This window comes from Streptomyces sp. NPDC048001 (genome assembly GCF_043203115.1).
GTDB classification, from domain to species: domain Bacteria; phylum Actinomycetota; class Actinomycetes; order Streptomycetales; family Streptomycetaceae; genus Streptomyces; species Streptomyces sanyensis.
On the sequence record NZ_JBIDBN010000011.1, the window covers coordinates 257173 to 273855 of the forward strand.

The 16683-nt window shown below is 75.4% G+C and carries 14 protein-coding genes; 3 read left to right on the plus strand and 11 right to left on the minus strand.

The features are described 5' to 3' along the window. Window positions 1-126 precede the first annotated feature (126 nt). The 6 genes from ACGF15_RS21945 to ACGF15_RS21970 all read right to left on the minus strand — a co-directional run bounded on the left by ACGF15_RS21945 (window position 127) and on the right by ACGF15_RS21970 (window position 7286). Window positions 127-1647 (minus strand): AMP-binding protein, encoded by a 1521-nt coding sequence (locus ACGF15_RS21945; protein WP_392801192.1) that lies wholly within the window; start codon window positions 1645-1647, stop codon window positions 127-129. Further along, window positions 1644-1940, minus strand: a complete 297-nt coding sequence (locus tag ACGF15_RS21950; protein WP_345614266.1) for an acyl carrier protein — start codon at window positions 1938-1940, stop codon at window positions 1644-1646. Before ACGF15_RS21950 ends, ACGF15_RS21945 begins: the two co-directional genes overlap by 4 nt. Before the next feature lie 48 nt (window positions 1941-1988). After that, a complete protein-coding gene (locus ACGF15_RS21955; protein ID WP_392801195.1) occupies window positions 1989-3020 on the minus strand; it encodes a 3-oxoacyl-[acyl-carrier-protein] synthase III C-terminal domain-containing protein in 1032 nt (343 codons plus the stop codon). A 63-nt stretch (window positions 3021-3083) separates the two neighbouring features. Beyond that, window positions 3084-4397, minus strand: coding sequence for an amidase (locus ACGF15_RS21960; RefSeq protein ID WP_392801198.1), 1314 nt, complete (start codon window positions 4395-4397; stop codon window positions 3084-3086). Window positions 4398-4532: 135 nt separating this feature from the next. Further along, window positions 4533-6158 carry an MFS transporter gene (locus tag ACGF15_RS21965; protein WP_392801201.1) on the minus strand — a complete coding sequence of 542 codons (1626 nt, stop codon included), beginning with the start codon at window positions 6156-6158 and terminating at the stop codon, window positions 4533-4535. A 192-nt stretch (window positions 6159-6350) separates the two neighbouring features. Next, the gene (locus ACGF15_RS21970; RefSeq protein WP_345614262.1) at window positions 6351-7286 is read right to left on the minus strand and encodes a LuxR C-terminal-related transcriptional regulator; all 936 of its coding nucleotides are present in this window, start codon (window positions 7284-7286) and stop codon (window positions 6351-6353) included. A gap of 203 nt (window positions 7287-7489) precedes the next feature. On the opposite strand from ACGF15_RS21970, the gene ACGF15_RS21975 reads away from it, so the two are divergent. Together ACGF15_RS21975 and ACGF15_RS21980 are read left to right on the plus strand one after the other, a co-directional pair. Further along, window positions 7490-8167, plus strand: a complete 678-nt coding sequence (locus tag ACGF15_RS21975; RefSeq protein ID WP_392801204.1) for a 4'-phosphopantetheinyl transferase — start codon at window positions 7490-7492, stop codon at window positions 8165-8167. Window positions 8168-8718: 551 nt separating this feature from the next. Continuing rightward, entirely contained in the window at window positions 8719-10155 is a 1437-nt protein-coding gene (locus tag ACGF15_RS21980) for a helix-turn-helix domain-containing protein (RefSeq protein ID WP_392801207.1), read from the plus strand. 113 nt (window positions 10156-10268) lie between these two features. On the opposite strand, the gene ACGF15_RS21985 is transcribed toward ACGF15_RS21980, so the two are convergent. Then, entirely contained in the window at window positions 10269-12008 is a 1740-nt protein-coding gene (locus tag ACGF15_RS21985; RefSeq protein ID WP_345614259.1) for an acyl-CoA dehydrogenase family protein, read from the minus strand. Then, complete coding sequence (locus tag ACGF15_RS21990) at window positions 12005-12349, minus strand: acyl carrier protein (RefSeq protein WP_345614258.1); 345 nt, start codon at window positions 12347-12349, stop codon at window positions 12005-12007. The genes ACGF15_RS21985 and ACGF15_RS21990 overlap by 4 nt, the downstream gene beginning before the upstream one ends. A 149-nt stretch (window positions 12350-12498) precedes the next feature. Between ACGF15_RS21990 and ACGF15_RS21995 the strand changes: the two genes are divergently transcribed. Beyond that, entirely contained in the window at window positions 12499-13275 is a 777-nt protein-coding gene (locus tag ACGF15_RS21995) for a thioesterase II family protein (protein ID WP_392801210.1), read from the plus strand. Between the two features lie 46 nt (window positions 13276-13321). Here ACGF15_RS21995 and ACGF15_RS22000 read toward each other — a convergent pair whose 3' ends face one another. The 3 genes from ACGF15_RS22000 to gntD all read right to left on the minus strand — a co-directional run bounded on the left by ACGF15_RS22000 (window position 13322) and on the right by gntD (window position 16630). Beyond that, window positions 13322-14551, minus strand: a complete 1230-nt coding sequence (locus ACGF15_RS22000; protein WP_362612002.1) for a cytochrome P450 — start codon at window positions 14549-14551, stop codon at window positions 13322-13324. Between the two features lie 74 nt (window positions 14552-14625). Further along, window positions 14626-15396, minus strand: coding sequence for an SDR family NAD(P)-dependent oxidoreductase (locus ACGF15_RS22005; protein WP_392801213.1), 771 nt, complete (start codon window positions 15394-15396; stop codon window positions 14626-14628). Between the two features lie 154 nt (window positions 15397-15550). Continuing rightward, on the minus strand, window positions 15551-16630 hold the full coding sequence (gene gntD, locus ACGF15_RS22010) for a guanitoxin biosynthesis L-enduracididine beta-hydroxylase GntD (RefSeq protein WP_362611996.1): 1080 nt from the start codon (window positions 16628-16630) through the stop codon (window positions 15551-15553). Window positions 16631-16683 lie beyond the last annotated feature (53 nt).

The window sequence follows — 16683 nt, forward strand, 5'->3', positions numbered from 1 at the left end:
GCCCCCGGGACTGGCACAGCGCCGGTCAGGCGCGGACCAGGAGTACGACACCTCCGGCCGAGGCCGCAGGGCACGGCGACCGCCCCGGCCGCAGCGGCCGGGCGGTCCTCCCGCGGCCCCTCCCCGTCAGCCCCCGGCGGCCAGCAGCTGTTCCCGGATGCGGTTGCGGTCCACCTTCCCCGTGGACGTGCGGGGCAGCGGCTCCCGGACGGTCTCGATGACGGCCGGCACCGCCGCGCGCGCCGAGCGCTGCGCGCAGTGCTGCCGGAGCGCCAGCACCCCCGCCGCACCGGGACCGGTCAGCCGGATGCGGGCGTGCAGCCGGTGGCCGGCGACCGGGTCCGGCAGGGCCACGACCGCCGCCTCCACCACCTCCGGGTGCTCCAGCAGCACGTCCTCCACGCTCTGCGTGCTGACCTGGAAGCCGCGGACCTTCACCAGGAAGTCCCGCCGCCCCACCAGGCGCACGGTGCCGTCCGCCTCCCGGGTGGCGAGGTCCCCCGTGCGGTAGTAGACCCGGCCCGCGACGCCGTCCGGGTGCGGGCCGAAGCGTTCGCCGGAGGCGGCGTTCGCGTAGCCCGCCGTCTGGAACGGCGTGCTGACCAGCAGCTCCCCGCTGCCCGGGCCGTGCAGCGCCCGGCCGTCCCCGCCGGTGATCAGCCACTCGACGCCCGGCAGCGGGCGGCCGATCGGCAGCGGCGCGGTGACGGGCAGGGCGCGGTCCACCTCGTGGAGGAAGCTGTTGTTGGTCTCGGTGCAGCCGTAGTTGTTGTACCAGCGCGCCCCCGGCAGCAGCCGCGGCAGCTCGTCGAGGAGGCGGCCCGGCATCGCGTCCCCGGCGAAGACGACGTGCTCGGGGCCCTCCAGCGGCCCCTGCTCCGCCGCCGTCTCCAGCAGCAGCCGGAAGAGCAGCGGGACGCCCTGGACCACGCGGACCCGGTGGCGGACGATCTGCTCGCGCAGGTGCCGGGGCACGGTGGCGCGCTCCGGGTCGACCAGCACCGCCGTCCCGCCGCAGGCCAGTGTGGACCAGACGTCCAGGAGGCTGATGTCGAAGTTGAGCGGGGCGTAGTTGAGCACGGCGGTGCCCGGGCCGACACGGAAGGTCTCGCCCACCCAGACCGAGAAGCGCGTCACGGCCCCGTACGGCAGGGGGACGATCTTGGGCAGTCCGGTGGAGCCCGAGGTGGTGAGCAGGAAGCCGGGGGCGCCCCCGGCGGTCCTCCGGGGCAGTGGCAGGCCCCCGGGGCCGCCGCCCGGGTGCCCGGCGGGCGCGGCCGGACCGGTGTGCGGGTCCACGACGACGTCCACCAGCTCTCCCGGCTGCGTCGAGAGGACCGCGGAGCAGCCCGCCTGCCGGACGAGTTCCCCGAACGGGGCGTCGGGCAGCTCGTGCGAGGGGAGCAGGAAGCTGCGGCCCGCCAGCAGGCAGCCGAGCACCAGGGCGACGGTCTCCGGCGACTTGCGCACCCGCAGGCCCACCGGGCGGCCGTCGTCCGGGACCGCGGCCTCCACCTGCGCCCGCGCCCGGCAGGCCAGGGCGTACAGCTCGGCGTAGCCGACCGGCCGGTCCTCCCAGACGAGCGCCGCGGCCCCGGGCCGGTCGGCGGCGTGCCGGGCGAACGCCTCGACGAAGGACCCGCTCATGCGCCGCCCTCCCCGCGCGCCGCGCGTTCGGCGACGGCCCTGATGGCCGCCACCGTGCGGAAGTTGCGGCCGGCCAGGTCGGCGTCCGGCAGGACGATGCCGTACCGCCGCTCCAGCCAGGCGGCGATGTGCAGGATGCCGAGACTGTCGATCACGGCGGTGGCCAGCAGGTCGTAGTCGGGGTCCAGTTCCCCGGCGTCCACGCCGGGGAGGAACCGCTCGACGACGAACGCGGCGATGTCGCCGTCCAGGACGTCGGGGGCGGCCGTGGCGGCGGGGGGCTCGGCGGGCATGGTGCTTCCTTCCGGTGCTTTGTGCGGCGCGGTCCGGCGGGCGCCGCGTCAGATCTCGATCAGGGTGCAGAACCAGTGCATGCCGGGCGCCGCGACACCGACCAGCGCCACCAGGTCGCCCTTGGCGAGTTCGCCCCGCTCGATGTGCTTCCAGAGGCAGACGAGCTGGTCGGCGGCGCCCATGTGCCCCAGCTCGGCGGCGAGCCGGGCGTTCGTGCGGTCGAGGGGGACCCCGAGGGCCTCCGCGGCGTTGGCGATCGCCTGGCGGCTGTCGTTGAGGTGGATGACGCGGGCGAGTTCGCCGCGCTCGCGTCCGGCGCGGGCGAGCGCGGTGCCGACGACGGCGGCGAGACGGTCGCCGATCTCCCGCATGAACCCCTGGAACCGCTCGGGGTCCCGCCCGAAGTGCCGGTAGACCCGGGCCATCGGGTCCACGACCAGGTCCGTGCTCCCCTGCGGGGGGAGGGGCGCCGCGGCGCCGCCGTACTCGATCCGGAAGAGGTCCGCGTACTCGGGGTTGGTGGTCCGGGCGGAGGAGAGGCGGCGCAGCCGGGGGTGGTCGCGCCGCAGCACCGCGGCCACCGCCCCGTCGCTGGCGATCGACCCGTTGAACTCCATCCGGTTGGTGTGCGCCTCGCTCACCACGTTGACCAGGACCACCAGCACCGTGCCGGTCTCGGGCGAGAGCGCCATCGCCCCGGCGGCGTGGTCGAGCGCCACCGACCAGGCGGCGCAGGACTGGGCGAGCAGGACGGTCGGCGTCTCCCGGGAGCCCAGCTCCCGCGCGAGGGCGGCGGAGGGGTCCCAGCCCAGGTACTCGGGGACGTCGGAGTTGCCGAGGACGATCAGGTCCACCTCGCCGATGCCGAGGCCGGCCATCTCCAGGGCCTCACGGGAGGCGTCGGCGGCGAGTCGGGTCGCCGTGGTGCCCTCGGCCGCCCGGTGGTACGAGGTGTACCCGAGGGCGAGGACCGCCTCGGGGTCGGGGACGTAGTCGGCGGCCGTCCCGGCCACACTCCGCCGCTCGCCGAAGGCCGTGCCGGTGCTGACGATGCCCAACTCGACTGTACTGCTGCCCATAGGGTGTCCGTTCGCTCGTGCGTGGCTCGGGGCCGGGGGCCCCGCCGGGCGTCGCGGCAGGTCTCAGGCGGCGTCCGCGGAGACCTGCCGTTCCAGTTCGGCGGCCCAGGCGAGCAGCGCCTCGTCTCCGCCCGGATGCCCCACCAGCTGGAACCCCAGCGGCAGTTCGCCCTCGGTGCGGGCCTGGGGGAGGGTCAGGCAGGGCAGCCCCGCCCCGCTCCACGGCAGCGACATCACCGACTCGCCCGGGTTGCCGAGGTCCCCGGGGGCGGGGCCGGTCGCCGCCGGGGCCGCCCAGAGGTCCACCCCGTGGGCGCGGGCCGCCTCGGCGATCGCCCCGCGGAAGTGCTCGCGCTGCTCCAGGCACGCCCGGTGGTCCTCCTCGGAGGCGCCCTGGCCCTGGACGATCGCCTGCGCGGTGCGCTCGTCGTAGAGCTCCCCGAAGCGCCCGAACCGTTCGGCGTGCGCCCGGGAGAGTTCGTAGAGGTTGATCACGAAGAGGGGGAAGGCCTCCTCCTCCAGCTTCTCGAAGAGGGGCACGCGCACGATCTCGTAGCCCGCGGCGGCCAGCGCGGCCAGCTGCCGGTCGTAGGCGGCGCGGGCCCCGGGTTCCGCGAAGTCCAGGTAGGGGCCCTCGGGGACGCCGAGCACCGGGCGGCCCGCGGGGGCCTTCGACGGGTCGAAGCCGTCGCAGAGCACCTCGGCGGCGAGCGCGGCGTCGGCGACGGTGGCGGCGGCCACGCCGACCGTGTCGAAGGTGGGCGCCACCGGGAGCACACCGTCCAGCGGGATCCGCCCGTGGCTGGGCTTGAAGCCGACCACACCGCAGTAGGCGGCGGGGCGGATCAGCGAGCCGATCGTCTGGGTCCCGATAGCGAGCGGGACCATGCCCGCCGCCACGGCGGCCGCCGTGCCGCTGCTGGTTCCGCCCGGCGTGTGGTCGGGATGGTGCGGGTTGCGGGTGGGGGCGGGGGCGGTGACGGCGAACTCGCCGGTGGCCGTCTTGCCCGCGATCAGCGCGCCCGCCCCGACCAGCCGGTCCACCACCGCCGCCTGCGGACCGGCCAGTTCCTCCGGCGGCAGCGCCGAGCCGGCGGCCGTGGGCAGACCGTCGACGTGCACGATGTCCTTCACCCCGACCGGCACCCCGTACAGCGCGGGCCGGTCGCCGGGCGCGGTGCCCCGCGCCGCGAGTTCCCGGGCCGCCGCGCGCAGCCGTCCGGCCCGGTCCGGCTCGGGCACGAAGGCCCGTACCGTGCCGTCGGCCTCGGCGATGCGCCGGAGCGTGCGCTCCGCCTCGGCGAGCGGCTCCGTGTCGCCGCTGCGCAGGCGCTCGGCGACGCGGACCAGGGAGACGGGCTGAACGAGATCTTCCATGGGTGTCCTCGGGTCCTCGGGGTGGTGGTCCGGTGCGGTCGTCGGTCGTCGGTCGTCGGTCGGCGGTCGGCGGTCGTCGGTCGTCGGTCGGCGGCCGTCGCCTCGGTGCGGCGGTCCGCCCTCCGCCCGCACGGGTCAGGGGGAGCCCTTCGCGGGGCCGGTGAGCACGTCGTCGGCGGACGCGTCCCCGGCGGGGGGCCCGGCGGGCGGCTGCCCGCCGGGGGCGTCCGGGCGGATCGGGGCGGGGCCGCCCGCGGTCGGCGCGGGCAGCTCCTCCACCTCGGCGAGCGGGATGTCGAGGACGGCGAGGTGGCGGCGGCCGAACGGCAGGGCGAGCGCCAGCAGCACCATCAGCCCGGCCAGCAGCAGCGTCGCCGAGGGCGCGCCCATCGCGTCGGCGAGCACGCCGGCCGCCAGCGGTCCGATCCACTGCACGGCCTGGAAGCAGAACCTGCTGGTCGCCGCGACCCGTCCCACATAGGCGTCGGGCACCAGCCGGACCTCGTAGGACTCGGTGACGACGTTGATCGGCACCATGCAGGTCATGCCGAGCAGCATCACCAGGCCGATCTGCCACGGCTGGGGGACCAGGGCCACCAGGGCGAAGGACCCGGCGAAGGTCCAGGCGGCGAGCGTCAGCACCCGGCGCGCGCCCAGCGAGCGGATCAGGTTGGGGGCCGCCACCGCGCCCACCACGCCGCCGACGACGGCGAGCGAGGAGGCGAGGCCGACCGCGTTCGGCCCGCCCCCGCGGTGGTGGATCAGCACGATGAACAGCAGGGTGAGCCCCTGGGCCACGGTGTTCAGCACCGCGCCCCAGACGAGCGTGAACACCAGGTACTCGCTGCGGCGGATCATCCGCACGCCGTCCCGCATCTCCGCGACGAGGCCGGGCCGCTGCTCCCCGCCGGGGGCGCGATCGGGTCCCAGCGGACGGCGGATCAGCAGCGAACTGACCGTGATGAAGAGGAAGGAGAGGGCGTCGAAGAGGAAGGGGACCCAGCGGCCGACGGTGTAGAGCAGGCCGCCGAGCGGTGCCCCGAGCAGCTGGACCACCATGTCGCGGCCCATCATCTGCGCGGTGGCGTCGGGCACCTGCTCCTTGGGGACCACCCGGCGCAGCACGGGCGCCGCCACGCTGTTCTTGAGACCGGCGGCGAGGCCGCTGGCCAGGGCGAGCGCGTCGAGCGCCGGGATGGAGGGGTCGCCCCGGTAGACCAGCAGGGCCACGGCGCCCATGGCCAGCGCCTCGGCCAGCGAGGACAGGCACAGGATGGCGCGGCGCGAGACCCGGTCGGCGAGCGCCCCGCCGACGGCGAGGGTGGCCAGTTTGCCGAGCATCTGCAGACCGGTGATGGTGCCCGCCTGGGCGGCGGAGCCGGTGGCCCACAGCATCAGCAGCGGGAAGGCGATCATGGACACGCTGGTGCCCAGCGTGGACAGGCCGTTCCCGGTCCACCAGTACAGGTAGTCGAGGTTCCGCCACAGGGAGGGGGGCCTGTCCCCGGCCGCCTCCGCGCCGCCGCCGCCCCCGCCGGCCCCGGCGCCCTCCGCGCCCCCGGCGCCCTCCGCGGTGCCCTCCCCGGTGGTGGAGCCGCCGCCGGGGGGCGTCTCGCCCGGGGCGGCGCTCGCGCCCCGGGCCGCGCCTCGCGGGTCCTTCTCGTCCGGGGGTTCGCCGCTGTGGTCCGACAGGTGCCCGGTGGCCTCCGCGGGGGCCCCCGTCTCCTCGGGTTCCGTCTGGTCGGGACGTGGCTGAGCCATCGCCGTCCGCCCCCCGTCCTTTCGCGATCGGATCCCACCGGACCCGGGCCGTCATCCGGGCCGTCGCCTGTACGGCCGACCTCGCGAGCATGCTGGTCGATCCGTCGCGGCCGGTGCCAGGCACCGCACCGGCAACTCACGGGGGCAAGTTGCCGCCGGGTGCGGAGCGCCCCGGGCCGCCTCCGGCCGGGCTCAGATCCAGCCGCGCTTGGCGGCCTGGTAGCCGGCCTCGAAGCGGCTCGCGGCGCGCAGCCGTACGCACAGGTCGGCCACGATCCTGCGGACGGTGCGCAGGGAGACGCCGAGCCGGCGCCCGATGACGTCGTCGTTGAGCCCCCGGGCCAGCAGCCGCAGCAGTTCCTTCTCCCGCGGACTCAGTCCGTGCTCGTCCGGCTGGGTCGGGGTGCCGAGCGGGACGCCCTGCTCCCAGACCCCTTCGAACAGCGCGACAAGGGCTTCCAGGGCCCCCGGGGCCGTCAGCTGGACGACACCCCGCCAGGGGTCGGCCGGGTCGGCGGGGAGCAGCGCGCAGGCGCGGTCGGCGATGACCATGGGGACGGGCAGCGAGGGCACCGTGCGGACGGGGCAGCCCAGCCCGCCGCTCCAGCCGTCGCCGTGCAGGCCGCGGGTGTCGCTGCGGACGCTGTCCGTGGAGACGGTGCGGGTGGCCACCCCCCGGCCGCGGACCTGGCGTTCCAGTGCCTGGGCGGTCTCCAGCCATTCCCCCGGGGCACCTCCGGGGAGGAAGGCCAGCCACTCGCTGCCGACGGCCTCGGCGAGGTCGCGCAGCCGCCCGGCGACCGCCTCACGGCCCGAGAGGCACTCGCTGCCGCCGTCGGCCCCGGGCGACCGGTGCACCTCGGCGAAGCGGTCGGCATAGCGGTCGACGAGTGCGAGCACGGCGGCCCGGTCCTCCTCGAACTCGCGGAGCCGGGACTCGATTCCGGCCATCTGCCGGAAGAGCAGCGACTGGAGGCCGAGCCGGGGGTCGACGAGCCGGCCGACGCCCTCGCCGACGGGGTGGAGCAGATCCAGCTTCTCCAGGCGTCCCAGCGCCGAGAGCACCTCGTCGACGGGGTGCCCCAGATGGTCCGCCAGGCCCTCGGCGCTGTGGTACCGGCCGCTCATCAGGCGTTTGTAGACTGCCGCGGTCAGGCCGTCGAGTCCTAGCCGTTCCAGCATCGAGCACGCCCCCGGGTTCCCCGCCGCCCCTCGTCTCCTGCGCACCATCTTCACATGGGGGCCCCTGCCGCCGCAGGCGCACGGGAAGCCTCCGTACGCAGCCGGCGCCGGAGTCAAACCGGCGCGCCGTGAAAGGAGTTCGCGCGGTGATGGCCGATCTCGCGCCCCCCGGGGTGCACACGGCGGAGGCGACGGGGGACGCGGGCCCGGACGGTGCCGCGGAGCTGCATCCGGACGAACTGGCCTGCGTGGCGGGGGCGGTGGCGGAGCGGAGGCGGGAGTTCACCACGGTCCGCGGGTGCGCCCGGCGGGCCCTCGCCGAGCTGGGGGCGGCCCCGGTGCCGCTGGTCCCGGGGCCGATGGGGGCCCCGGAGTGGCCCGCCGGGGTGGTCGGCAGCATGACCCACTGCCGGGGCTACCGGGCGGCGGCGGTGGCGCGGTCGGCCGCGTACGCCTCGCTCGGCGTGGACGCGGAGCCGGTGGAGCCGCTGGCTCCGGTGGTGGCCCGCCGGGCGCTGCGCGCGGCCGAGCGCGCACGGCTCGCGGAGGTCTTCCCGCCGGGGGACGAGGCTGTCGCCCGGCGCCTCGCGGTCTCGGCGAAGGAGGCCGCCTACAAGGCGTTCTCCCCCTGGCTCGGGCGGCGCTTCGGCTTCGCCGACTTCACCGTGGAGCTGTTGCCCGCAGGGGTGTTCACCGCCCGCCCGCCGGCTCCGGTTCCCTTCCGTTCGTCCGCGGGCGAGGGGGTATTCACGGGCCGTTGGGTGGTGGGTCCGGGAATTCTGCTCACGCTTCTCGCGCTTCCCGCCGTTCCCCCCGCCTCATGCTGACATGTCCGGCTCTCTCCGTATTCGCTGGAGCTGGCATCAAGCGGTCATGCGGCCCCTACCTGCCATCTTCTCGTCTCCCCATCGAGCAACTTGTCGAGTAGGGTCCGCTTCAGGCCACGTCGGGCGTATTCCGGGGGAAGTCGTCATGTAGAACGAGCCATTAATCGAATATTTCAAGCCATGTCATCGTGGGACCCTTGCGGACCTGCTCGGCCGGGTCGCCAGCGGCCGGAGCGCGTCGGAGCAGCCTGCCGTGCGCTGCGGCGCGAGCGGGCCGGGACGCGCCCTGCGGCCACGAGGACAGTGGATACCAGCCATTCTCCGCCACGGGGTACGCCGTGGGGGAACGAGCGTGTCGAGCGGCGGAATTGCCGGTCGCCCAGGAACGACCGCCACAACCGATTCACGGCGGCCCGCCACGAGCGAGGGGCCGCCGAGCGCGTCCGTGCGGTGCGGATTCCCCAGGAACACGGCATTCCGTTCTTTCGGGGGTCCGGTGGGGTGCGCGGACGTGGCACCTGCTGTGAATTCTGACAAGGGGGATGTGTCCAATGGTGATGTCGAGCGAGTTCGTACCCTTCGACAGAACGGACATCCACCAGCTGCGCGACTTCCTGCTGAATCAGCGCAGGGTCTCCGGCTGGACGCAGGAGGAACTCTCCGAACGCTCAGGGGTCAGCGTCCGGACCATCCGCAACCTGGAGACGGGCTCCAACACCAATCCGCGGCGCACGTCCGTGGCCCTGCTGCTGTCCGCGCTCGGCGCGGCACCCGCCGCGCCCTCCGAGGCCCCGGGCCGGGACGGCTCCTGCTGGCCCGCGCTGCCGGACCGGCAACCGGAGCCGGCGCACGCGCCGCAACGCGCGTCGACCCTCTCGCCCTGGCAGGGGCCCCGTCCCCAGCGCGACCCCCTGGTGGGCCGCCAGGCGGACATGCGCCATGTCCTCGCCGCCGCCCAGCGCAGCCGGCTGGTCATCCTCACGGGCTCCGGCGGCGTGGGGAAGACCCGCCTCGCGCTCGCCGCGGCCGCCCGTCTGCGGCCGCTGTTCCGCGAGGGCGTCGCCGTCGCCGAGCTGCGCGACTGCCCGCCCGAACACCTCGACCCGGTCCGCACACGCGCCGAGTTGACGCGCGTCGCACGGGAGCTCGTGGGCGAGCCGGCCACCGCCTCCGGCGACAGCGGGTCCACGGGACGCCGACTGGTGGTGCTCGACGGGGCCGAGCACGTCGTGCAGCAGACCGCCCGGCTGGCCCGCCGGCTGCTGGACGCCCACCCCGGGCTGCACCTCATCGTCACCTCGCGCCGGGCCCTGGCCTCCGGGTCGGCCGAGACCTGGGAGGTCGAACCCCTGCCCGTGGAGGGCCACGACGGGCAGGACGCCCGGGACGCCGCCGTGCCGGGAGCGGTGGAACTGCTGCTGCGGCGCGTCCAGGCCGGGCTGCCGCTGCTGGACCTCGCCCACCACCTGCCCCAGGTGCACCGGTTGTGCCGGCTGCTCGACGGAGTGCCGCTGGCCATAGAGATCGCCGCCCAGCGCCTGCGGTCCCTGCCGCTCAGCTCGCTGCTCGACGAGCAGACCCTCTTCCACCTCCTCGACCAGGCCGACACCGGCGGTCTCAGCGCCCACCGCACCCTCTCCGAGAGCGTGCGCTGGAGCTACGACCTTCTGCCCGACCAGCACCGCGAGCTGCTGCACGAACTGGTCGCCCTGCCCGACGGCTTCTCCCTGGAGCAGGTGCTCACCGCGCGGCCCGCCCGGCGCCTGGGGATGATGCGGGTCGCCCACCTGCTCGCCGAGCTGGCCGACGCCTCCCTGGTGCAGACCCACCGCGAACGCCACTACACCTACCGCGTCCACGCCCTCGTCCGGCACGTGGTGGCGCAGACCACCCGCCCCGCACCGGAACTCCGGGCCGACCGGGTGCCGGTCCAGAGCCGCGGGGCGGCGAGGATCACCCGCGAGCGGCCGGTGCCCGCGGGACGCTGACCCCCCGGGGCCGTCCCCGGGGAGCGGGGGGCCGAGGACGGGCCGCGGGCCGCCGGCACCGCCGCCCCGCCCGGACCCGCCCCTCCCCCGGGGGGACGGCCCCGCCCGGCCGCTCAGTCCCGCGCCGCCGCCAGCACGGCGTCCAGCGAGAAGTGCTCCGGCCCGTCGAGACGGGCGAACATCAGCTCCTCCAGCCACGGCAGCAGGCTCTCGTCCAGCTCCGCCGTCGGGTCCAGCCGCTGGAGCAGGCGCTGCAGCACCAGCACCAGCCAGCCCGCGCCGCGGACGGTGGCCCGCTCCGCTCCGCCGCCGTGGAGCCAGGTGTAGAGGCAGGAGGCCGCGGCGTGGTGGAGGCAGTGCTCGACCGCGGTGTCCTGCGCCTCGGTCGTGGCGGCGTCCGGCGCCTGCGCCGCGAGACGGGTGTAGAACGCCGCCCGGCGGGAGCCGAGTTCGTCCAGCACCTTCGCCAGCGCGCCGCCCACCCCGGACGGCAGGTCCCGGGCGGCGATCTCCCGGGCGCGGGCCGCCGCGGGCTCGAAGCCCCGGGTGATCTCGTCCTCCGCCGCGTTGGTCAGCCGCAGCGCCCGGCCGGACGGCTCCCACACGGGCGCCTCCTCCGAGCGGTCGAAGAGCCGCCGCAGCACCTCCTCCCCGCCCGGCTGCGGCCGGTCGGCCACGCGCGCCACGGCGGGCAGCTGGGAGGCGATGGCGTGCAGGTTCACATGCGTGGTGCCCTCGAAGATGCTCGCGATGGCGTGGTCGCGCTGCAGCTTCTGGAACGCGCCCCCGGCCACGCCCTCGCGCAGATAGCCCCGGGCTCCCAGCACCCGGCCGCACTCCTGCACGACCTCCTCGCCGAGCGTGGGCACCAGGTACTTCACCACCGAGGACCACAGGCTCAGCCGGGACGGCACCAGCGACAGCGACCGGGCGACCGGGAGGGTGGTGCACTCGGCGACCAGCAGGTCCAGATGGGCGCGGACCAGATGCCGGCGGATCACCGGGATCCGGTAGATCTCCTCGCCGTACAGCACCCGTTCGCGGGCGTGGCGCAGGGCGATCCGCAGCACCGAGTCCATGGTGCCCAGGGAGAGGGCGCCGATCGCGGTCCGGGTGATCTGGAGCACCGTCAGGACGGCGGTGAGCCCGGCACCCGGGCGGCCCAGCAGCGCATCCGCCGGCACCCGGGTGCCCTTCAGGACGATGCCGCTCAGGTCGTGGCCGCGCAGGCCCACGGTGCGCACGAAGGGGTGGTTCTCGAACTCGGCCGGATCCGCCTGCTCCTTGTCGAGCAGCAGCAGCGAGGACCCCGCGTTCTCGACGGCCGCGTAGACGGTCACGAAGCGGCCCCGGGTCGCGTTGCCCACCGGCCACTTCTCGCCCGTGAGCCGGTAGCCCTCCCCGTCCGCGACCGCCCGGGTCGTGTTGGTGCCCAGGTCGCTGCCGTGGTCCGGTTCCGAGACGGCGAAGCAGGCCAGCGCGCCGCCCAGCATCCCCTCGGCGACCCGGGCCCGCTGCTCCTCGTCCCCCCACAGCCACACCGGGTTGACGCCCAGCAGCGCCGATCCGAACATCACCGACACCGTCAGGTTGCGCCGCGCCAGCGGCCGGGTGAGCAGGACCAGCTGCTCCAGGTTGCGCAGACCGCCGCCGAAGGCCTCGGGCACCAGATAGCGCGCGAAGCCCCAGGAGCGCACCAGGTCCACCGCGCCCGGCGGCAGTTCGCCCGCCTCCTCGTGGGCGACCGTCCGGGCGAAGCCGAACGGGCCGTCCGGGTCGGCCGGGTCGCCGAGGAGCCGGTCCAGCTCGGCGGCGAGGGCGTACGAGGGGCGGTCCGCCGCGGTGCCCGTCATGCCGCCGGGGCCTCGGCGCCGTAGCGCGCGAACATCGAGGACACCTCGTCCTCCTCGGCGGGCTGCGCGCGCCCCGCGGCGATCTCCTCCGCGACGAAGGCGATCACGTCGCTGACGCGCTCCAGCTTCATGGCCTCCTCGGGGGTCAGCGTCCGCAGCCCGTAGAGGTCCTCCAGGTTGTAGCCGAGCTCGGCGAGGACGAGGGAGTGGAAGCCGAGGTCCCCGATGAGGCGGTGGCCGGGCTCGACCGCGTCGAGCTTGCGCGGGGCGATCAGCCGGACCATTCCGCACACCACGGGGGAGACGGCCTCGGCGCCGACGGCGGCAGGAGTCTGAGTCATGCGCCGAACCTAGGGCGGCGCCCACGGGCTTCCCAGGCAACCGGCCCGGCAAGCTCACGGCAACTCGGCTCCTCCCGCGGCCGGGTCGGGCCCACGATGCCGCCGGGCTGCCTGGCCCGCCCCGGCCCGGATGGGCGAGGCTTGGGGGCATGAGTGCCACCGACGCCCACGCCCGGGGAGCGAGCTGGGTCAACGCCCGCTTCACCGCGGGAAACCCGCGGCTCCGGCTGATCTGCCTGCCCCAGTCCGGGGGCGGCGCGACCGCCTTCACCGGATGGCGGCCCCACCTCCCGGAGGGAGTGGAGCTGGCCCCCGTGGAACTCCCCGGCAGGGGATCGCGGATGGCCGAGCCGGTGATGGGCGAGTTCGGGCCGCTGCTCGACGCGCTCCTCGACGGGCTCCGCGGCGAACTCGACTCCCCCTACGCGCTGTTCGGCCACAGCTTCGGCGCCCTGCTCGCCTACGAACTCGCGCTCAGGACCGAGCGGGACGGACTGCCGTCCCCCGCGGCCCTGTTCGTCTCCGGGTCGCGCGCCCCCCAGGTGCCGCTGGGCCGGGCCGCGGTCGCCGGGAGCAGCGACGAAGAGCTCGCCGGCTGGCTGCTGCGGACCGGCGGCCTGCCTAGGGAGCTGCAGGACCACCCCGACTTCCTCCGCGAGATCCTGCGCGCCGTCCGCGCGGACATGGCCATGGCGGAGCGGTACCACGTACCGGAGCCGCTGCCCGTCGGCTGCCCCCTGCTCGCCCTCGCCGGGCGGGACGACGAGGTCAGCCCGCCCCGGGCGGTGGCCGCCTGGTCCTCCTGCACCACCGCGGTCCACCGCACCGCGCTGGTGCCCGGCGGCCACTCCTATCCCCGGACGCACCCGCGGGAGACCGTCCGCGCCGTCCGCGAGGGGCTCGCCCTGGCCGGGATCGGCCTCTGAGCGCCTCCCCGGCGGGCCCGGCGCCCGGGCCCGCCGGGGAGAAGGGTCAGCGGGCCGGGGTGAGGGCCACCGGCAGCGAGGAGAAGCCGCTCAGGAAGTTCGAGTACACATGCCGCGGCTCCCCGTCCGGACGCGCCGAGCCCACCAGCTCCCGCAGGCTCTCCAGCAGCGCGCCCAGCTCCGCACGCGCCAGGAACGCCCCCAGGCAGAAGTGCGGCCCGTGTGCGAAGGACAGGTGCTTGTTGGGGGTGCGGGCCAGGTCGAACCGGTCCGGGTCGGTGAAGACGCGCTCGTCGCGGTTGCCCGACGCCAGCCACGCCACCACGATGTCCCCCTCCTCGACGAACTGGTCGTCCACCAGCACGTCCTGCGTCGCGGTCCGGCCGCTGTGCAGGGCCGGGCTGGTCCAGCGGAGCACCTCCTCCACGGCCGGGGCGGTGCCCACCCGGCCGGAGACCAGGGCCTGCCACTGGTCCTCGCGGTGCATCAGCGCATGGAGCCCGCCGATCATGGCGAAGCGGGTCGTCTCATGGCCGCCCATGATGATGCTGTAGCAGTTGAAGACGATCTCCTCGTGCGTCAGCGGGCGCCCGTCGATCTCCTTGGTCACCAGCAGGCTGACGACGTCGTCGTAGGGCTTGGCGCGCCGCTGCGCCGCCAGCTCGGAGAAGTACAGCAGCAGGCCGTTGCGGGAGGACCAGGTGGCCTCCTCGGTGGGCGCCCCGTCGGCGGAGGACAGCGCCGTGGAGGTGAGGTCGATGATGTGCTGCCGCTCACCGGCGGGCACACCCAGCAGGTCGCAGATGGCCGCCAGCGGGATGTGGGCGGCCACGTCGGCGGCGAAGTCCACCCGGCCGCGCTCCACGGCCTCCTCGACCAGCTGCCGGGTCCCGCGCCGCACGCTGCGGACCACCACGTCCAGGGAGCGCGGGGAGAACGGCTTCAGCAGCGCGCTGCGGAGCGCCTTGTGGGGGCGCCCGTCGGTGACCGCCAGCATCTGCCCGGCGGCGGAGTCGCCCCCGGCGAGCAGGGTGTCGAGCACGTTCCCCCGCTCCGAGGTGAAGGTCTCGCTGTCGTTGAGCACCGAGACGATGTCGGCGTGGCCGCTGACGACCCAGAAGCCCGGGCGGTCGGCGGTCTCCGGCTGCCAGTGCACCGGCGACTCGCTGCGCAGCCGCCGCCACAGCGGCCCCAGGTCGTGGTCGGCGTGCAGCAGCGGGTCCGCGAGGTCCAGGGCGTCGAGCGGGCCCGGGGCGAGGGCGGGGCGGGTGTCCATGGGGGTTCCTCGGGTCGGAGGGCGGATACGGGGGGCCGCGGTGCCCGGGCGGGGCGCGGGCACCGCGCACGGGCTCAGCCCAGGGGCTTCAGCGGGCCGGGGAAGAAGGCCGTGGTCGCCCCGGCGGTCTCGGCGCCGTCGACGGTGAACTGCTGGCCGGAGACGAACGCGGCCTCCGGCGAGGCCAGGAAGTGGAACATTGCGGCGATCTCCTCCGGCAGGGCGTGCCGCCGCGCCGGGATGCGCTCGTTGACCTCCTGGAGCATCGCCTCGGTGTACTCGGCGCGCTGCATGGGCGTGAGCACGGCGCCGGGGGCGACGCACGCGGTGCGGATCAGCGGGCTCAGCTCCACGGCGAAGGTCTGGCAGAGCGAGGCGACACCGGCCTTGCTGGCGTTGTAGTCGGCGTAGAGCGGGTATCCGCGGGAGCCGTTGACGGAGGCGGTCGCCAGCAGCACGCCCTCGCCCCGGCGCAGCATGTGCGGCACGCTGTGGCGCCACAGGGCCAGCACGCCCATCAGGTTGACGTCCAGGGTGCGCCGCGCCTCCGCCTCGGTCAGCTCGCAGATGCCGTGCCGGATGCTGATGCCCGCGTTGGCGACGACCACGTCCAGGCGCCCGCGTGCGGCGTGCACCCGGTCGACCTCCTCGCGCACGGCGTCCCAGTCGGCCACGTCCACCTCCCTCCAGTGGACCGCCCCGCCCCCCTCGCGGGGGCCGTCGGGGGCGCCGGGGGAGGGCGGGGCGACGTCGAGGTTCACCACGTGGTCGCCGGCGCGGGCGAACCGCTCCGCGGTGGCCTGGCCGATGCCGCTGGACGCGCCGGACACGATGACGGTGCGCATGGGTGCTGCCTTTCTGGTTGTGCCACGGAGAGGACTGGCTTGTGCCACGGAGAGGACTGGCTTGTGCCACGGGGAGGTCTGGTTGTGCCACGGGGAGGCGGACCCGCCGGGAGCGGTCCGCGGGACGGGGCGGTGCGGCCCCGGGCCGCACCGGTCAGACGACGACCCGCTGGTGCCCGAGCGCGTAACCGGTCTGGTCGCGCCGCAGGTTGCGGCTGACGGTGAGCTTCTTCAGCCAGCGGTCGCCGCCGTCGTAGCGGGGGACGAACGGCCTCCGGCCGTGTACCGCCCGGTAGTTGTCCACGACCAGCAGCGAGCCGGGGCCCACCGCGACGTCCCGCTGCACCCGGTGGAGCTCCGCCGTCAGGCGGTCGAGTGCCGCCTCGGCCCCGGTGTCGCCGGGGCGTACGTCCATGAAGGGGCGGTCGATGCGCAGGTAGGGGTTGAACCGGTCGCCGAACAGCACCGCCGTCGGCACCGGCCGCTCGGCCATCTCGCGCAGCCGCGCGAGCGCCGGGTGCCCGGGGTCCGACTCCTCGAGCTGCCGGATGTGCTCGGTGTCGGGGCGGATGCGGAACCGGGGCTCCGCCAGGACCGAGCGGTCCGCCTCGCTCAGCCGCACCTCGCCCACCGAGGCCACGATGGTGGGCACCAGGTCGGGGTTGCGCAGCCCGAGCAGCAGCAGGTAGTCGCAGCGGTTCGGGTGGAAGCCGTCCTCGGTGTGGAACTCCAGCAGGCTGGTGCTGCCGTACCCGCTCTGCCGCTCCTCGTCGCCGCGGACGGGCAGGATGTTCTGGATGATCCGGCCCTCCTGGAGCGTCGCCCAGCCGAACGGGTCGCCCAGCACCATCCCGCACATCGCCAGCCACAGCTCCTGCTCCCGGGCGGTCTCCCCGCGGATCGCCTCGCTCCAGTGCCCGGGGGTGGGCCCGAGGAGGGCGTCGTCCACGGGGAAGCCGTGCACCAGGGCCGCGGCGCTGCCCTCGGTGCGCCGGAAGGACTGCAGGAAGGCGCGCAGCCCGGCGGGCAGCAGCTCCTCGGGTGAGTGGTCCAGGTCGTAGAACTCGGCGCGGTCCGGCCGCACCCGGGTGTCCGCGAGCGCGGCGGCCGCCTGCCGGAGTGCGCGCACCTCGCCGCCGCCGAGACGGTACTCGGCGAGTGCCGGGGCGCCCGGGGCCCCGGACGCGGTCGCGGCCGGGCGGGCCGCGCGGGAAGCAGGAACGGTGCTCGTCATGTCGGTGGTCCTCACCAGGTCGTGACCGCTCGGGTCGTCGGGCGTTCGGTCCT